The organism is Streptomyces sp. NC-S4 (assembly GCF_054353315.1).
In genome coordinates this window covers 4,954,525-4,971,573 of the sequence record NZ_CM135937.1, presented here as the reverse complement: position 1 = coordinate 4,971,573, position 17,049 = coordinate 4,954,525, and the positions used below count along the sequence as shown (strand labels likewise).

Here is a 17,049-nt window from a genome sequence, read left to right as displayed (position 1 = left end):
CCGCCGGTCGAAGGGAGCCAGTGGACGTGCAGCGCAAGGCGGTACGGGGGCGAGTCCTGCCAGGCATCGCGATGCTCACCGCGCTCGCCGCCGGGGCGGCCGGTCTGACCGGGTGCACCGGCGGGAGCAACGGCGGAAGCACCAGCGACTCGAAGGCCGGCGGCAGCTCCGCCGCGCCCGCCCAGCCGGGGAAGTACCGCAGTCTGCCCGCGCCCTGCAGGGCCGCCGCCGACAGCAAGAAGCTCAAGGGCATGCTCCCGGCCGGGGACAGCCTCACCCCCGAGCAGCGGGACCAGATGTACGCCGGCGTCGCGGACGCCTCGTACGACGGCGACCGGCACGTCGGCTGCCGCTGGACCGGGCAGAGCCCCGAGGAGACGCGGCTGCTGGCGGTCGGCTTCGAGCGCGTGGTCTCGTACGACCGGACCGCCACCAGCGACGACGACAAGGCCAAGCAGGTCTACGTACGCCGGCTCACCGACGCGAAGCTGCCCTTCCCCGGCCCGACCGCGAGCCCCACCCCGGCGGCCCCCACCCCCGCCGCCAACCCGGCGGCCCCGACGCAGAGCGCGCCCGCCCCCGGGGCGCCGGCGTCCCCGGCCGCGAGCCCGTCGGCGCCGGTCGAGCTCGGATCACGCGTCCTGGAGGGCCTCGGCAGCGACGCCTTCCTGGAGGACAAGCTCAGCCCCGCCGGGGCGAGCGCCGCGCAGTCCCGCACCGTGCGCATTGTGTTCCGCACCTCGAACGTGATCGTCACCATCGAGTACAGCGTGCAGCCCGCACTGCCCGGCACGGTCCCTCCGAGCACCGAAACCCAGGACAGGGCAAGGCAGTTGGCTCAGGCCCTGGCCGAGCGTTTCAGCGAATGAGCGGTGCGCGCCACGCCGTCGCGTGATGGCGCGCACAGCAGGCGGGTACCCGGTCGGGCTACCGTTGCCCGGGTCCCGCGTCCGAAGAACAACCGACAAACGTACTGAAGGAACCATGCACCGATCAGCCTCGCGCCTCACCCGCGTTCTCGCCTGCGCAGCCGTCCCGGTGATCCTCACCGTCGCCGGGTGTTCGTCCGACTCGGGCAAGGACACGAGCTCGAACGGCGAGAAGAAGTCCGGTTCGTCCTCGTCGGCCAAGCCCAACCCGAAGTCCTCCAAGGTTCTGGAGAAGGCGGCGTTCGCCACGCTCCCGGATCCCTGCAAGGCGCTGGCGACGGCGACGATAGACACGCTCGTCCCGGAGGCGAAGGACAAGAACGGGACGGCGACCAAGTCGAACGACCTGGCCTCCCGTGCCAGCTGCTCCTGGAACGGTCTGGACGAGGACGGCCTGAAGGGCTCGCAGTACCGCTGGCTCTCGCTCTCCTTCTTCCGCTACGACTCGCACGCCACCCTGGGCGACGCCAACAAGCGTGCGGAGGAGCAGTACAACAAGGAGGTCGAGACGGCGAAGACCGAGGAGGGCGCGCAGGACCCGAAGACGGAGGCGGTGGCCGAGACCGGCGACCAGGCGACGTCGGTGGTCTACAAGACGAAGAAGGACGTCGACTCCTACAACACCTCGATCGTGGCGCGCGCCCAGAACGTGGTCATCCGGCTCGACTACAACGGTGCCGCGTACGAGGGGGCCGGCGCGCCGGACCAGGCGAAGCTGCTCCAGGACGCGATCACGGCGGCCAAGGAGGCCGTGACCTCGGTGGGCGCGGCCAACAAGGCGCCGGCGGAGCAGTCGCAGTCCCCGCAGCCCCAGTAGGGACGGGTGCGGGTCGGGGCCTCCTGGGGCACTGACCTCCAGTCACCCGTACGCTGTGCCTGCCGCAGCTCTGTAAAGGCTCGGTAAGTACCCAGTACCGAGTCTCGGCACGCTGCGCTCGGTATGTGCTCGACAAGGGGAGGGGATCGCGGGTGGCCGCGATGCAACTGACTCGTACGCACCGGATACTCATAGGCGTGGTGGTCGCGGGAGCCGTGGTCATCGCGGGGATCGGTTTCGCGGGCTCGTACTCCGCGGTGCGTGCGCTCGCCCTGCAGAAGGGGTTCGGCAGCTTCTCGCTGGTGTTCCCGATAGGTATCGACGCGGGCATCTGTGTGCTGCTCGCGCTGGACCTGCTGCTGACGTGGCTCCGGATCCCCTTCCCCCTGCTGCGCCAGACGGCGTGGCTGCTGACGGCCGCGACGATCGCCTTCAACGGTGCGGCCTCGTGGCCGGACCCGCTGGGTGTCGGGATGCACGCCGTGATCCCGATGCTGTTCGTGGTGACGGTGGAGGCCGCCCGGCACGCGGTGGGGCGGATCGCGGACATCACCGCGGACCGGCACATGGAGGGCGTGCGGATCACCCGGTGGCTGCTGTCGCCGGTGCCGACCTTCAAGCTGTGGCGCCGGATGAAGCTGTGGGAGCTGCGCTCCTACGAGCAGGCGGTCGGTATGGAGCAGGACCGGCTGATCTACCAGGCGCGGCTGCAGGCGCGGTACGGGCGTTCGTGGCGGCGGAAGGCTCCGGTGGAGGCGCTGATGCCGCTGAAGCTGGCCAAGATCGGTGTGCCGCTCGCGGAGACGACCCCGGAGGCGCTGGCGGCGACGGGTATCGAGCCGGCGGTGCTGCCGCCGGTGGAGCAGCAGGTCCAGCAGGTCCAGCAGATGCAGCCGGGGCAGCAGGCTCCGGCGCTGGCGGCCGGGCCGGAGCTCGCGCAGCAGGGCCAGCAGGCGCAACCGGTGCAGCAGATGCAGAATCCGGCCGGTGTTGTTCCGGGTGTCGCCCAGCACGCCCCGCCGGCTTTCGCGGTGGACCCGACGGCGATGCCGGCGGCGCACAACAGTGCGTGGTTCGCCGCGCCGCTCGCGCCGCAGGCGGCGTACGAGGGCGGCTACAACCCGCAGTACGTGGAGGGCCTGGAGCCGACCCCGGTCCTGCCGCCGATGGGCCCGGAGGAGGAACCGTCCGTGCCGGCGCCGCGCCAGGAGGAGGCTCCGGCCGAGGGTCCCGAGACCCCTGACGAGGCCGAGTTCGCCGAGGTGGCGTACAAGGTGTTCTGCGCGCTGGTCGACGAGAAGCAGGACTACCCGTCGGCGGAGGCCCTCGACATACACCTGTCGGACGGTTACGGCGTGACCCACCCGCGCAGCGGTTCGCTGCTGCGCCGGATGATCCCGGCGTTCAAGCAGCGGTACCACAAGGACCGTGAGGCCGAGCACATCGCCTGACGTCTACGGCTACGGCTACGGCTACGGCTACGGCTACGGACAGCGGAAAGGGCCCGCACCCCGAGGGGTGCGGGCCCTTCCGTGTTCCGGTTCGGCCGGCTCAGACGGCGAGCAGCTTGCGCACGCGGTCGGCGCCCACCGCCAGCAGCAGCGTGGGCAGTCGCGGTCCGGTCTCCCGGGTCACGAGGAGGCGGTAGAGCAGCGCGAAGAACGTGCGCTGCGCGACCTTGAGCTCGGGCGTCGGCTTGGCGTCGGGTTCGAGGCCGGCCATGACCTTCGGGACGCCGTAGACGAGGGTGGTCAGCCCGTCGAGGGACCAGTGCGAGTCCAGGCCCTCCAGGAGCAGGCGCAGCGACTCGCGGCCCTCGTCGTCCAGGGACGACAGGAGCTCGGTGTCGGCGTCCTCGCGTACGAGGGTGCGCTGGTCGGCCGGGACCTGGGTGGTGATCCAGTTCTCGGCGCGGTCCAGGCGCGGCCGTACCTCGTCGAGGGAGGTGAGGGGCTGCGTCGGGTCGAGGTCGGTCAGGATGCGCAGGGTCTGCTCGTCGTGGCCGGCGGTGATGTCGGCGACGGAGGCGAGCGTCCGGTACGGGAGCGGGCGCGGGGTGCGCGGCAGCTCGGCTGCGGCGGTGCGCACGGCGCGGGTGTGCGCGGCGGCGTCGGCGGGCAGCACGGAGCCGTCGGCGACCTTGGCCTCCAGCTTGTCCCACTCGTCGTAGAGCCGCTGGATCTCCTGGTCGAAGGCGATCTTGAAGGACTGGTTGGGGCGGCGGCGGGCGTAGAGCCAGCGCAGCAGCTGCGGCTCCATGATCTTCAGCGCGTCGGCCGGGGTGGGGACCCCGCCCTTGCTGGAGGACATCTTGGCCATGCCGCTGATGCCGACGAACGCGTACATCGGTCCGATCGGCTGTTCGCCGCCGAAGATGTGCACGATCTGGCCGCCGACCTGGAAGGACGAGCCGGGCGAGGAGTGGTCGACGCCGGAGGGCTCGAAGATCACGCCCTCGTAGGCCCAGCGCATCGGCCAGTCGACCTTCCAGACGAGCTTGCCGCGGTTGAACTCGCTGAGCTTGACCGTCTCGGTGAACTCGTCCTCGGTGCAGACGTAGGTCATCTCGGTGGTCTCGTCGTCGTACGAGGTGACCTTGGTGAAGTCCTTGCCGCACTGGCCGCAGTACGGCTTGTACGGGAAGTAGCCGCCCTCGCCGGTGCTGCCGTCGTCCTCGGCGGCGGCGCCGGAGCCCTCGGCGGCCTCCAGCTCGGCCTCGTCGACCTGCTTCTGCTGGGGCTTCTTGCCGCCCGGCTTCTGCTTGGTGCGGTACTGGTCGAGGACGGCGTCGATGTCGCCGCGGTGCTTCATCGCGAACAGCACCTGCTCGCGGTAGACGCCGTTCGTGTACTGCTCGGTCTGGCTGATCGGGTCGTACTCGACGCCCATCTCGGCCATGGCCTCGACGAAGGCGGCCTTGAAGTGCTCGGCCCAGTTCGGGTACGCGGACCCGGCCGGGGCGGGCACGGAGGTCAGGGGGCGCCCGATGTGCTGGGCCCACGACTCGTCGATGCCGGGCACGCCGGCGGGCACCTTGCGGTACCGGTCGTAGTCGTCCCAGGAGATGAGGTGGCGGACCTCGATGCCCCGGCGGCGGATCTCGTCCGCGACCAGGTGCGGGGTCATGACCTCGCGGAGGTTGCCCAGGTGGATGGGGCCGGAGGGGGAGAGTCCGGACGCGACGACGACAGGTTTGCCGGGTGCTCGGCGCTCCGCCTCGGCGATGACCTCGTCCGCGAAACGGGAGACCCAGTCGGTCTCGGTGCTGCTCTGAGCCACGACACGTCCTTCTATCTCGAATGCTGGCTTCAGCCATTCTCCCAGACGGAACGGGTCACTCTGAGGTTGCTTTTCCATCGGGAAACGGTTTGCGCCCGCGTGGGATACTCGGCTCTTGTCGGAACAACCAAGTGCACTCACCGGCACGACCTCACAGGAACGGCAGCTCATGGCCTCGGTCCCTTCCCTCGCTTCTTCCGTCAATCAGCGCGTCGCGGACGCCCTTGCCTCCGCCCTGCCGGAGGCCGGTGGCGCGGACCCGCTGCTGCGACGAAGCGACCGGGCCGACTTCCAGGCCAACGGCATCCTGGCGCTCGCGAAGAAGGCGAAGGCCAACCCGCGGGATCTTGCGGCGACCGTGGTCGGGGGCATCCCGACCGGTGACCTGATCCAGGAGATCGAGGTCTCCGGCCCCGGCTTCCTCAACATCACCATCACCGACCGGGCGATCATCGAGACCCTGGCCGCGCGGGCCGGCGACGACCGTCTGGGCGTCCCGTTCGCGGCGAACCCGGGCACCACGGTGATCGACTACGCGCAGCCGAACGTGGCGAAGGAGATGCACGTCGGTCACCTGCGGTCCGCCGTGATCGGCGCGGCGATGGTGGAGATCCTGGAGTTCACGGGCGAGAAGGTGGTCCGCCGCCACCACATCGGCGACTGGGGCACGCAGTTCGGCATGCTCATCCAGTACCTGCTGGAGCACCCGCACGAGCTGGACCACAAGGGCGGCGAGGACGCCGACGAGCAGGCTTCCGGCGAGGAGGCCATGTCCAACCTGAACCGGCTCTACAAGGCCTCGCGCGCGCTGTTCGACTCCGACGAGGAGTTCAAGACGCGGGCCCGGGCCCGGGTGGTGGACCTCCAGGCGGGCGAGCCGCAGACGCTGGAGCTGTGGCAGCGGTTCGTCGACGAGTCGAAGATCTACTTCTACTCCGTCTTCAACAAGCTGGACATGGACATCCAGGACCCGGACGTGGTCGGCGAGTCGGGTTACAACGACATGCTGGTCGAGACCTGCGAGCTGCTGGAGGAGTCGGGCGTCGCCGTCCGCTCGAACGGCGCGCTCTGTGTCTTCTTCGACGACGTCAAGGGCCCGGACGGCAACCCGACGCCGCTGATCGTGCGGAAGTCGGACGGCGGCTTCGGCTACGCGGCGACCGACCTGTCGGCGATCCGCGACCGGGTGGGCAAGCTGGGCGCGACCGAGCTGATCTACGTGGTCGACGCGCGGCAGTCGCTGCACTTCCGGATGGTCTTCGAGACGGCGCGCCGGGCGGGCTGGCTGAACGACGATGTGAAGGCCGTGCAGCTGGCCTTCGGCACGGTGCTCGGCAAGGACGGCAAGCCGTTCAAGACCCGTGAGGGCGAGACGGTCCGGCTGGTGGACCTGCTGGACGAGGCCGTGGAGCGGGCGACTGCCGTCGTGCGCGAGAAGGCCGAGAAGGTGGGCCTGACCGAGGCGGAGATCGTCGAGAACGGCCAGTACGTCGGTATCGGTGCGGTGAAGTACGCCGACCTTTCGACCTCGGCCTCGCGCGACTACAAGTTCGACCTGGACCAGATGGTCTCGCTGAACGGCGACACCTCGGTGTACCTGCAGTACGCGTACGCGCGGATCAAGTCGATCCTGCGCCGGTCCGGTGACCGCAAGCCGGTCGCGCACCCGGAGCTGGAGCTGGCCCCGGCCGAGCGTGCTCTGGGCCTGCACCTGGACCAGTTCGGCGAGCTGATCGCCGAGGCGGCCGCGGACCACGCCCCGCACAAGGTGGCGGCGTACCTCTACCAGCTGTCGTCCCTGTTCACGACGTTCTACGCGGAGTGCCCGGTCCTCAAGGCCGACACCCCGGAGCAGGTCGAGAACCGGCTGTTCCTGTGCGACCTGACGGCCCGCACGCTGACGAAGGGCATGTCCCTGCTCGGTATCCGGACCCCCGAGAAGCTCTGACGTCGCTCGATCCGGACAACCGCACAACCCGCGCCAAATGTGTACGGCCCCGGCAGCTGCTGCCGGGGCCGTAGGCATTTCGTGATCTCCGAAGCCCCCATGACCCCACCACCCCCACTAATCTGATCGTGTTCAAAACTTAGTGGGGGGAAATTCGTGAAGAGCATCAAGCGCATGGCTGCCGTGGCCGCGGTGGCCGTGGCCGGCCCGACCATCCTGACCGCGACGCCCGCGATGGCCGCCGACCAGCCGGCCGTCATCGTCCCGGACGTGGCGCCGAAGGACGACGCCGCCGACGCGGGTACGCCGGCCCCGGCCGTACCGGACGTCAAGGCCCCGGCGCCGGCCGTCCCGGACGCTCAGGCGCCCGCGCCGAAGACGGAGCCGGCGCCCGTCGCCGACAAGGCGGCGAAGGACGCCAAGAAGGACGCCAAGAGCGACGAGGACACGCAGGACGACGTGACCGACGGGATGCTCATGGGTCCCGAGGTCACGGTCGCCGGCATCCCGAAGGACGGCTTCAAGGCCGACGGCAGCTGGACCCCGCTGCAGGTGACGGTCGACAACGGCGGCCACGTCGCCGTGCCGAACTACACGCCGAACGTGACCGTCTTCGAGCAGGACGGCAAGTTCAAGCCCTCGCACGTGAAGGTCGAATGGAAGACCGCCGGCGGCACCTGGCAGGCGGCCAAGCTCGTCCAGGGCGAGGCGCTCGGCCCCGGCCTCCAGTACAACCTCGGTACCACCGCGTCCCTCGCCAAGGGCACTTCCTACACGGTCGACGTGCGGATCTCCTTCGCCGCGAACACCCCGGTGGTGCCCTTCGAGCTGACCTCGGACGGCCAGAGCCGCGTCGGGAACCAGGTCAACCACTCGCCGTCCAGCTGGTACAACACCCGCATCGCCGGTGCGGTCGGCGGACCCGAGGACCCGTTCGTCGAGGGCCCCGCGCTGACGGTCAACGGCGTACCGGAGAGCATCAAGGCGGGCGGCGACTGGACGAACCTCTCCGTCCACGTGGACAACTCCGGCAAGGAGGCCCTGAAGGGCTTCGACGTCGGCTTGGTCCTGGCCCGTCCCGACTGGGTCAAGATGAAGCCGTCCCAGATCAAGGCCGAGGTCCTGAGCAAGGACAAGAACGGCAAGGTCGGCTGGCACTCGGCCGAGGTCTGGTCCGAGGAGGAGAGCGTCTTCTTCGGCATCGACCTCGCGGGCGGCCCGGTCCCGGCCGGCAAGAGCTTCGACGTCCAGGTCCGGATCCGTTTCACCGCCGACGCGCCGCTCGGCGCCGTCAGCATCTTCTCCTGGGGCTCGTCCAACGTCGGCCCGGACACCCCGGGGCCGTGGGCGGACTCGCGTTCCAGGGCCCGCCTGACGACCATCGTCGCCGCCTCCACGGAGACGGGCGGCAACGGCAACGGCAACGGCAACCAGCCGAAGCCGAACGGCGGTGCCAAGCCGATCACCGACACCAGCGGCAACACGGGCACCACTGGCAACACCGGCACCACCACCACCGGTGGCGAGCTCGCCGCCACCGGCAGCGACCCGGCCACCACCTGGGCCCTCGGCGGCGCGGGCGTGGCCCTCGCCATGGGCGCCGCCCTGGTCGCGGGCACCGGTCGCCGCCGCCGCACCACCGCCTGAGGCACAGCGCGCGTTCACCCGTACGGCCCGATTCGGGCCGTACGGGTCGTACGGCCAGGCAGGAGACGGCCCGGACCGGCGCTGTCGGCGGCCCGCCCCCGGCGTGTCGGCGGACCGCACATACTTCGCAATCCTGTAGCCCTCTGCAAGCTCCTCCCGCCTCACTAGCCTTGGCGCCTCCCAAGGGGTTTGGGGTGGCTCCGGACGTGTCCGGAGCCCGGGGAGGTATAGAGCATGCAGTTCAAGCGCATGGCCGTCGTGGCAGCAGCCGCGGTGGCCGGCCAGACACTCCTGATGGCCGCACCCGCGGTGGCCGAGGAGCATCCGGCGGTGACCGCGCCGGACGCGGTACCCGTGGACACCGCCGGGCCGTCGGAAGAAGCCCAGGAGCAGCCGGAGGAGAAGACCCCGGCCGAGGACTCCGGCGCGCAGCAGCCCGCCGTACAGGCCGTGGCCGCACCGGCGGTGCCCGACGCACCTGTTGTCCCGGCCGCACCGGAGGCGCAGGTACAGGCGCAGGTACAGGCCCCGGCCCAGACGCAGGAGCCGGCGCAGGCCGCCCCGCCGGAGGCCCTCGGCGAGGGTGAGGACACCGGGTCCGGCCGGATCCTGATGGGCCCCGAGGTCACGGTCCAGGGCATCCCGGCGAACGGCTTCAGGGCCGACGGCAGCTGGACCCCGCTGACCGTGACCGTCGACAACTCGGGCCACGTCGCCGTCGACGAGTACACCCCGGTGCTGGGCGTCTCGCAGGCCGCCGGGCAGTTCGTACCGGCGCAGATCAGCGTCGAGTACCGCACCGCGGGCGGGCCGTGGACGGCCGCCGCGCCGGTCCCGGGCACGGCCCCCGTGCTGGGCTACGCCCTCGGCGGCGCCACCACGGTCCCCTCCGGCCAGACCCGGACCATCGAGGTCCGGATCAGCTTCGCCGCGGGCACCCCCGCCGTACCGTTCGACCTGACGGCGGACGGCAGGGGCCGGGTCGGGAACGCCACCGGCAGCTCCTTCACGTCCGTGTACGCGACCAGGATCACGGGTGCGCCCGGCGGTGACGAGGACCCCGTACACGTCGAAGGTCCCTCCCTGACGGTGAGCGGGGTTCCGGAATCGGTGCGGGCGGGCGGCGATTGGACGGAGCTCTCCGTCCGGGTGGACAACGCGGGGAAGGGCGAACTGGCCGCCTTCGATCTGGGACTGGTCCTGGCCCGGCCCGACTTCGTCTCCATGCAGGTCTCGCAGATCGAGGTCGAGGTCCTGCGGCCGGCTGCCGACGGGCAGCCGGCGGCCTGGCAGCCCGTCGGGATCACCCCGGACGAGGAGGGCTACTTCTTCGCGGGCGGCCTCGTGCGCGGCCCGATCGGCGCGGGCGCGGCCTTCGACGTCCCGGTCCGCGTCCGCTTCTCCGCCGACGCCCCGACCGGCTCGGTCTCCTTCTTCGCCTGGGGCACCTCCCAGGTCGACGCGGAGACACCCCCACCATGGGCCGGCTCCCGCTCGCCCCGTCGCCTGACCACACTCCTGGAACCGGCCCCCGCCCCCACGCCCGGCGGCGAAACCCCTGGAGGCGGGACGCCCGGCGGAGGGACCCCGGGCGGGGAGACCCCCGGCGGGGGCACGCCCGGCGGTGAAACCCCGGGCGGCGGGACCCCCGGCGGGGGCACCCCCGGCGGAGGGACCCCGGGCGGGGAGACCCCTGGAGGCGGCACCCCTGGCGGAGGGACCCCCGGCGGAGGCACCCCGGGCGGGGAAACTCCCGGCGGAGGCACCCCCGGCGGAGGCACCCCAGGTGGGGAAACTCCCGGCGGAGGCACCCCCGGCGGAGAGACACCAGGCGCAGGCACGCCCGGCGGGGGCACCCCCGGCGGCGAAGCCCCGGGAAGCAACGCCCCCGGAGGCGGTACCCCTGGCGGGCAAACTCCCGGTGGGGAGACACCCGGCGGAGGCACCCCGGGAGGGGAAACCCCTGGCGGAGGCACCCCCGGAGGCGACACGCCCGGCGGGGAGACCCCCGGCAGCGGCACCTCCGGGAACGGGACACCCGGAGGCAGCGCGCCCGGAGGGGGGACCCCCGGCGGCGAAGCCCCGGGAGGCGGCGCCCCGGGCGGTGCGGCCGGCGGCAACGGGCCCGTGCCGAACGGCGGCACCGAGACCACGCCGATCAGCACTGTCCCCACCAGCGGGAGCGACACCGGCACTGTCCCCACCAGCGGGAGCGACACCGGCGCCCCCGCCCTCGCCGCCACCGGCGCCGACCCGGCCACCAGCTGGGCCCTGAACGGCGCGGGCGTGGCCCTCGCCATGGGCGCCGCCCTGGTCGCGGGCACCGGTCGCCGCCGCCGCACTACCCGCTGACCCCCTCGGCCGCCGTCCCGGCCCCGCCACCCCCACGGGTGGCGGGGCCGGACCGCGTGGGACGGGCCGCGCCCGAGCCCGACGGCTGGGGTGGGCGGCGTCCGATCCGAGGAGGAACCGCAAATGCCCACCGCGACGCCTGCACACGGCGGATCAGTGCCGCCGATGCCTGAGTACACGCCGACGGCCCTACGTGCCGCCGTCGCCTCCCGCACTCCTGCCGGACTTCGACGCCGCCTGGCGACAGCAGATCGCCGACGCCTACGACATCGGGCCTGTTCCCGCGTTCATGGCCCGCTGGTGGGGCGAGTACGCCCTCGCACGCGACCCCGAGCTCGACCATCGTGTGAATGACCTCGAAGCCCGGGCAGCCGAAGCCACGAACGCCGAAACGGCTCGCGAACTCCTCGACGAGGCCTCGCGCATCCGCCACGAGCTGCGTGACCTGGAGCCCGGCGAGTGAGCGAGGAGTTCACCGGGCCTCCCTGGGCCCTGGACCGCACGCAGGACGCCGAGAAGTACCGGCTCGCCCTCGCCGACGGCCCCGCGGCCCGCACATCGCCTACTTCGACGGCTACCGCGGGTGGATCCTGTTCACGTTCCTTCCCCGGGTGGCAGAGCCCCAGATCGTGGTGGAGGAGAGCTTCTGGCAGTAGGCGGCACCCTTGCGTTCCGCCGACACCATCGCCGCGTGACACGGTCCGCTGGGCGCGTTCGTGCGGTGAGACCACTTCCCCGGGACGCCGGCCCGCCGCGACCGGCGGGCCTCACCCGTTCAGCCCGGTTCGGGGCGTAATGTCCGGGTAGGGGATGGCCCGTCCATCCCCCCATAGGCGCCACACACCCCGGAGGCCTCCGTGCCCGACATGAACGGCCCCTACAAGCCCGGCACTCCCTGCTGGATCGACCTGATGGTCCCCGACCAGCAGGCCGCCCTCGACTTCTACTGCGACCTTTTCGGCTGGCAGGGCGAGATCGGTCCGGCCGAGCAGGGCGGCTACTCCGTCTGCACCCTCAAGGGCCGTCCGGTCGCCGGCATCATGAAGGCGATGAACCCGGACGGCACCGTCCCGGACCCGATGCCGCCGACCGTGTGGACGACGTACCTGTCCACCGACTCCCTCGACTCCACCCTCAAGTCGGTCACCGACGCCCACGGCACCGTCATGATGGGCCCGATGGACGTCATGGACCTCGGGCGGATGGCCGTCGCCGCCGACCCGACCGGCGCCGTGTTCGGCCTGTGGCAGCCGGGTTCCTTCGACGGCGCGGGCATCGTCAACGAGCACGGCGCGCTCATCTGGAACGAGCTGAGCACCAGCGACGTCCCCGCCGCGGCAGCGTTCTACTCCGCGATCCTGCCGATCACCACGGCCGCATCCCACATGCCCGGCGCCGAGGGGTACACGGAGTTCAAGGCCTCCGGGCGCGTGGTGGGCGGCATGATGAACCTCGACCAGTCGCCGCCCGGCACTCCCCCGAACTGGCTGCCGTACTTCCACGTCGACAACGTCGACGAGATCCAGGCCGCCGCCGTACGGGCCGGGGCCACCGTCCTCGCCCCCGCCTTCGACATGGTGGCGGGCCGCATGGCCGTCATGACCGACCCCCAGGGCGGCCCCTTCGCGGTGATCACCTCCACGGTCACGGAGCAGCCGGCCTGATCCGATCGGGCGCACGGGTGACGTTCTCCCCGTGCGCCTTCTCCTCGTGGAACTCGCACCAGACGACCTTTCCGGGGGTCCGCGCCAGCACTCCCCACTCGTCTGCGAGCGCGGAGACGAGGGTCAGCCCCCGGCCGTGCGGCCGTTCACCGATCCGCGACGCTCCGGGCCCGCCGTCGTGCACCTCGATGCGGACGGTCGCGTCCTCGAAGCCGAACAACCGCAGCAGGTAACCGCGGCCGGCCGGGACGCCGTACCGCAGGGCGTTGGTGGCCAGTTCGCTCACACAGAGCAACATCTCGTCCTGCCGCTCGGTCACCACCCACGCCTGCAAGGTGTCACGTGTGAACTGGCGCGCAGCTGCGACGGTTCGGGGCGAGCGCAGGTAGAGCCGCTCGCGCACGAGCGCCGCCTGAATAGTTGGATTCACGGGACGATCGTCGCGTTGCGTGACTAGCGTGTGGCTGAGCGCGGACCCGTACTCCTTCATGAGTACGGGTCGGCACGGGGTATTCCGCGTGCGTGGGTGGGGAGTTCGCTGTCATGCCACCGAGGAAACGAGTACGGCCGAACGCGACGACCATGAAGATGGTCGGCGCGATGGTGGCCGCAGCCCGCATCGCCAAGAACCTGACCCAGAAGCAGCTGGGTGAACTGGTCCGGCTGGACGCGGAGACGATCGCGTCGATCGAGCAGGGCCGGCGGGCGCTGATGCCGAACGTCGCGGAGCTGATGGACTTCCACCTGGGGCTTCCGGGGCTACTGACCGTGGCGGCCCATGGGATGCCAGCCATGGACGCGACGCCGCCGTGGGCCGAGGAGTACATGGACCTCGAAGCCCGTGCGGTCGCGCTCTCCTGGTTCGACAACCAGGTGGTGCCGGGCCTGCTCCAGACGGAGAACTACGCCCGGGCCGTCTTCAGGTGCCGCGTCCCGGCCCACCCCGAGGCGGAGATCGAGGCCCTGACCGCCCGCCGCATCGAGCGCCAGAAAATCCTGCGCCGCAGCACGCCACCGACCCTGAGCTTCGTCGTCTGGGAGGCTGTACTCCGCGACCGGCTGGGCGGGGACGAGGTCTACGCGGAGCAGCTGCACCACCTCCGTACCTGTGCCGACCTGCCGGACATAAGCCTTCAGGTGATGCCCTTGGGGCGGACCTCGCACGCCGCTCTCGACGGCCCGTTCATCCTCGTGGAAACGCCGGATCACCGGCACCTCGGCTATACAGAAACCCAGCGCGGCAGCCAGCTCATCTCGGACCCCGATGAGGTCAGCATCCTCGCGCGCAAGTATGCGATGCTGCGAACTCAGGCCCTCAACACCGAGCAGACGAAGGGCCTGTTGGGCCAGCTGCTAGGAGAGACATGAGTGCCACGACTGCGCTGAAGTGGTTCAAGTCCAGCTACAGCGGTAGCGAAGGCGGCGCCTGCTTGGAAGTCGCCGTAGCCTGGCGCAAGTCCTCGTACAGCGGCGGTGACGGTGACGCCTGCGTCGAAATGGCCATCAGCCCCACCACCATCCACGTCCGGGACTCGAAGGTCCAGGACGGCCCCGTCCTGGAGATCGGTGCGGCCAGCTGGACGGCGCTGACCGGCTGGCTGGGGCGGTAGCCGCGTGCACCCGACAGAGCTGACGGAAGCCCGCATCGACGATGCGCGCAACATACTGGTCGCGCCTTCGACATCGCCGGACAGTGACCTGATCAGGGACTTCTTCGGGTCCGTGATCACGCCGGAGGACCTCGTATCCGGTTCGCCCGACCTCGCTGGGAAGACCGTCTACCTCTGCGGCGACGTGTCCGGGATCGGCGGCCACCGGCTGGACGCGGCGGAGCGGGTGTTCGTCGTCCGGGAGCTGTCGCACGGTGGCGACGAGACGCCTTGGCCGGTCGTCGGTGTCGGCCGGGTTCCCGTCCGGGTGCACGGTGCCGGCGTGTACTACCGCCGCTTCTTCGACCTCGGCGACGACCACTTCGGGCGGATCCTTGCCGAGCACGCCTTCCAGTCCCTGACGGAGTCCACCAAGCCAGGAACGGCCCATCGCAGCGGAATCTATCTGACGCCCGTCGAGCGGGACGGCGACGAACTGCATTTCCGCCTGCTGCGGTGCTCCACGAATCTCTCCGGGCCGACCGAGGGCTTTCGTGCGACCGACACCCGCATCGTCGAGGCGCTGAACCGCGAGGCCGCCACCGTGTTCCGGGACCAGGCGCCGCTGAACCACGTGCTCGCGCAGATCTACCACAACACCCTTGCCACCGCCGAGCGCAAGCAGTCGAAGGCGAAGATATCGGCCCATGCCGACAAGACCAAGGACATGCCCGTCAACGGCGTCATGGCCTTCTGCACCTTCTATGACGGGCTCGAAAGGCTGCGGCCCATGGCCGAAGACGCCTTCGACTACGGCGTGAAGCGTGCCAGCGGGCTGACCCGACTCCACTTCCGCCTCAAGGAGCCGGTCGGGGACATCGACGGGGTCGCTCTCCCCGCGCAGTTCGCCCTGACCCTGTATCCCGGCTCCGTGTTCTTCATGCCGCTGTCCACCAACCGTCTGTACACGCACGAGATCCGGCCCTCGACGCTGGGCGCCGAGGCGCTCCCGACCCGCCTGGGGTACGTGGTGCGCTGTTCGAGCGCCGAAGCCGTTCACAAGGACGGTCACACGTTCCTCAAAGCGGCCGGGGACCCGGTGAAGCTTGGGCCGCCCACGCCGGAGGGGATGGACGAGCTGCGCAGGCTGTACGCCGAGGAGAACAGGACCTCGTCCTTCATCGACTACGGCGACGCGTTCCTCTTCAGCATGAACACGGGAGACTATGCGGCCCCCCGTGTCTAGGATCTCGGACGAGATCATCTCGCACTCGCTGCCGGCCGAGGAGGACCTCTTCGCGGCGCTGTCCGCGTCGGCCCTTCTGGAGGACGTGGGAAAGGGCCGGCAGGGTGCCGTGCTCACCCGGGTCGACGAGGCGCGGGGTGTGCCTCTCGTGCGGACCACCACTCAATACGGCGGCCCGGCGCAGCGTTTTCGCGCGGTGCACGAACGGCTGGCGCAGCGGATTCAAGAAGTCACGGCGATCCCGGTCGGCTTCAACAACGCTCTCATCGAGAGCTACACGAATGCCTACAGGACCATGGGCAGTCATTCCGACCAGGCCCTGGACCTGGCCGACGGGTCCTTCATCGCCGTCTTCTCCTGCTACCGGCATCCCGAAGCGGGCCCGCCGCGGAAGCTGGTGTTCGAGTCGAAGGGGCCCGGTGTCGACGGGTTCGAGATCCCTCTCGCCCACAACGGTGTCGTCGCGTTCTCCGTGGACGCGAATCGGCGGTTCAGGCACAGGATCGTGCTGGACGCGCCCGTCCCGGCGGCGGACAACCAGTGGCTGGGCGTGACGTTCCGGACGTCGAAGACCTTCGTCCGGTACCGCGACGGACAGGCGCACCTCGCACGGGGCGCGCGCCTCACACCGGCCGACGAGGAGCAGAGGGGCGAGTTCTACCGGCTGCGGCGCCGCGAGAACCACGAGACGGACTTCGTCTATCCCGCGCTGACGTACACCGTCAGCGCGAGCGATCTGCTGCCGCCAGGGGCGCCAGTCCGTCCAGGATCCGGTCCAGGCCGAAGCGGAACTGGAAGTCCGGGTCGCCGGAGCCGCTGAACGCGTCCGAGTCCAGCAGCCGTGTCACGGCCGGATGGCTGTCCGGGCCGGTCAGCAGGCCCAGCGTGCGGACGTACTGGCCGAGCGCCCGCTCCGGGGCGACCCCGGACTTGACGATGGCGTCCATCATGTCGGCGGCCATCGTGGCCTCGTTCCGGACCAGCCCTCCGATCAGGATGATCGTCGAGAGCTTCTCGCTCTCCTTCAGGCACGTGCCGGCCATGGACGCGAGCCCGCGTTCCATCCAGGCGAGCTGGTTGGGGCTGACCGGGGCGGCGGTGATCGGGATGCGCAGGATCCAGGAGTTGGCCATCAGGACGGCCCGCTGCGCGTATGCCCACTGCGTCAGCAGCTCCCGCCAGCCCCACCCTTCGGCCTCGGCCGGAAGCGGTGGGGGGGTGCCGACGCCGGCGTCCGCCATGAGGACGTAGAGCTCTTCCTTGGCGGCGACGTACCGGTAGAGGGACATCGTCGAGACACCCAGCTCCTTGGCCACCCGGCCCATGGAGACGGCGTCCATCCCCTCACCCGCGGCCAGCGTCACGGCCGCCTCCACGATCTTCGGCAGGGTGAGCGTGGGGCGCGGCCCCTTGCCGGGGCGTTCGCGCAGGCCCCAGGCCATTTCCAGGCTGGCCGGGAGCCCTGTCCCGCTGTCCTCGTCCGCCATGACCGCCCACTCCTCGATTGACCCCCATCCTAGTTCTGTGTATTACTTACACAGAAGAGCGTAAGGCATACGCAGAAGCTGGGAAGGGAGC

Annotated in this window: 15 protein-coding genes; 12 read left to right on the top strand and 3 right to left on the bottom strand. The window is 70.7% G+C overall.

The features are described 5' to 3' along the window. Positions 1-26 precede the first annotated feature (26 nt). From ACXNSR_RS22320 to ACXNSR_RS22310, 3 genes are all read left to right on the top strand, one after another. Positions 27-869, top strand: coding sequence for a DUF3558 domain-containing protein (locus ACXNSR_RS22320; RefSeq protein ID WP_458637293.1), 843 nt, complete (start codon positions 27-29; stop codon positions 867-869). 115 nt (positions 870-984) lie between these two features. Further along, positions 985-1,746 (top strand): DUF3558 domain-containing protein, encoded by a 762-nt coding sequence (locus ACXNSR_RS22315; RefSeq protein ID WP_458637292.1) that lies wholly within the window; start codon positions 985-987, stop codon positions 1,744-1,746. Between the two features lie 161 nt (positions 1,747-1,907). Beyond that, positions 1,908-3,197, top strand: coding sequence for a DUF2637 domain-containing protein (locus ACXNSR_RS22310; RefSeq protein ID WP_458637291.1), 1,290 nt, complete (start codon positions 1,908-1,910; stop codon positions 3,195-3,197). A 100-nt stretch (positions 3,198-3,297) separates the two neighbouring features. On the opposite strand, the gene lysS is transcribed toward ACXNSR_RS22310, so the two are convergent. After that, positions 3,298-5,025 (bottom strand): lysine--tRNA ligase, encoded by a 1,728-nt coding sequence (lysS, locus tag ACXNSR_RS22305; protein WP_189733589.1) that lies wholly within the window; start codon positions 5,023-5,025, stop codon positions 3,298-3,300. Between the two features lie 169 nt (positions 5,026-5,194). Here lysS and argS point away from each other — a divergent pair, with 169 nt between their 5' ends. From argS to ACXNSR_RS22280, 5 genes are all read left to right on the top strand, one after another. Beyond that, complete coding sequence (argS, locus tag ACXNSR_RS22300; protein ID WP_458637290.1) at positions 5,195-6,973, top strand: arginine--tRNA ligase; 1,779 nt, start codon at positions 5,195-5,197, stop codon at positions 6,971-6,973. Positions 6,974-7,129: 156 nt separating this feature from the next. Further along, positions 7,130-8,620: a hypothetical protein gene (locus ACXNSR_RS22295; protein ID WP_458637289.1), complete on the top strand. Its 1,491-nt coding sequence runs from the start codon at positions 7,130-7,132 to the stop codon at positions 8,618-8,620. A gap of 234 nt (positions 8,621-8,854) precedes the next feature. Further along, positions 8,855-10,972, top strand: a complete 2,118-nt coding sequence (locus ACXNSR_RS22290) for a hypothetical protein (protein WP_458637288.1) — start codon at positions 8,855-8,857, stop codon at positions 10,970-10,972. Between the two features lie 193 nt (positions 10,973-11,165). After that, positions 11,166-11,435, top strand: coding sequence for a hypothetical protein (locus tag ACXNSR_RS22285; protein ID WP_458637287.1), 270 nt, complete (start codon positions 11,166-11,168; stop codon positions 11,433-11,435). A 403-nt stretch (positions 11,436-11,838) separates the two neighbouring features. Further along, positions 11,839-12,636, top strand: a complete 798-nt coding sequence (locus ACXNSR_RS22280; protein WP_458643361.1) for a VOC family protein — start codon at positions 11,839-11,841, stop codon at positions 12,634-12,636. On the opposite strand, the gene ACXNSR_RS22275 is transcribed toward ACXNSR_RS22280, so the two are convergent. After that, positions 12,617-13,066 carry an ATP-binding protein gene (locus tag ACXNSR_RS22275; protein ID WP_458637286.1) on the bottom strand — a complete coding sequence of 150 codons (450 nt, stop codon included), beginning with the start codon at positions 13,064-13,066 and terminating at the stop codon, positions 12,617-12,619. The genes ACXNSR_RS22280 and ACXNSR_RS22275 overlap by 20 nt on opposite strands. 113 nt (positions 13,067-13,179) lie before the next feature. On the opposite strand from ACXNSR_RS22275, the gene ACXNSR_RS22270 reads away from it, so the two are divergent. The 4 genes from ACXNSR_RS22270 to ACXNSR_RS22255 are packed head-to-tail and all read left to right on the top strand — an operon-like array spanning position 13,180 to position 16,291. Beyond that, complete coding sequence (locus ACXNSR_RS22270) at positions 13,180-14,004, top strand: helix-turn-helix domain-containing protein (protein ID WP_458637285.1); 825 nt, start codon at positions 13,180-13,182, stop codon at positions 14,002-14,004. Then, positions 14,001-14,246 (top strand): DUF397 domain-containing protein, encoded by a 246-nt coding sequence (locus ACXNSR_RS22265; RefSeq protein WP_458637284.1) that lies wholly within the window; start codon positions 14,001-14,003, stop codon positions 14,244-14,246. The genes ACXNSR_RS22270 and ACXNSR_RS22265 overlap by 4 nt, the downstream gene beginning before the upstream one ends. 4 nt (positions 14,247-14,250) lie before the next feature. After that, positions 14,251-15,471, top strand: coding sequence for a hypothetical protein (locus tag ACXNSR_RS22260; protein ID WP_458637283.1), 1,221 nt, complete (start codon positions 14,251-14,253; stop codon positions 15,469-15,471). Continuing rightward, complete coding sequence (locus ACXNSR_RS22255; RefSeq protein ID WP_458637282.1) at positions 15,452-16,291, top strand: hypothetical protein; 840 nt, start codon at positions 15,452-15,454, stop codon at positions 16,289-16,291. Before ACXNSR_RS22260 ends, ACXNSR_RS22255 begins: the two co-directional genes overlap by 20 nt. On the opposite strand, the gene ACXNSR_RS22250 is transcribed toward ACXNSR_RS22255, so the two are convergent. Then, positions 16,194-16,958, bottom strand: a complete 765-nt coding sequence (locus ACXNSR_RS22250) for a TetR/AcrR family transcriptional regulator (protein ID WP_458637281.1) — start codon at positions 16,956-16,958, stop codon at positions 16,194-16,196. The two genes, ACXNSR_RS22255 and ACXNSR_RS22250, sit on opposite strands and share 98 nt — an antisense overlap. Between the last annotated feature and the right edge of the window lie 91 nt (positions 16,959-17,049).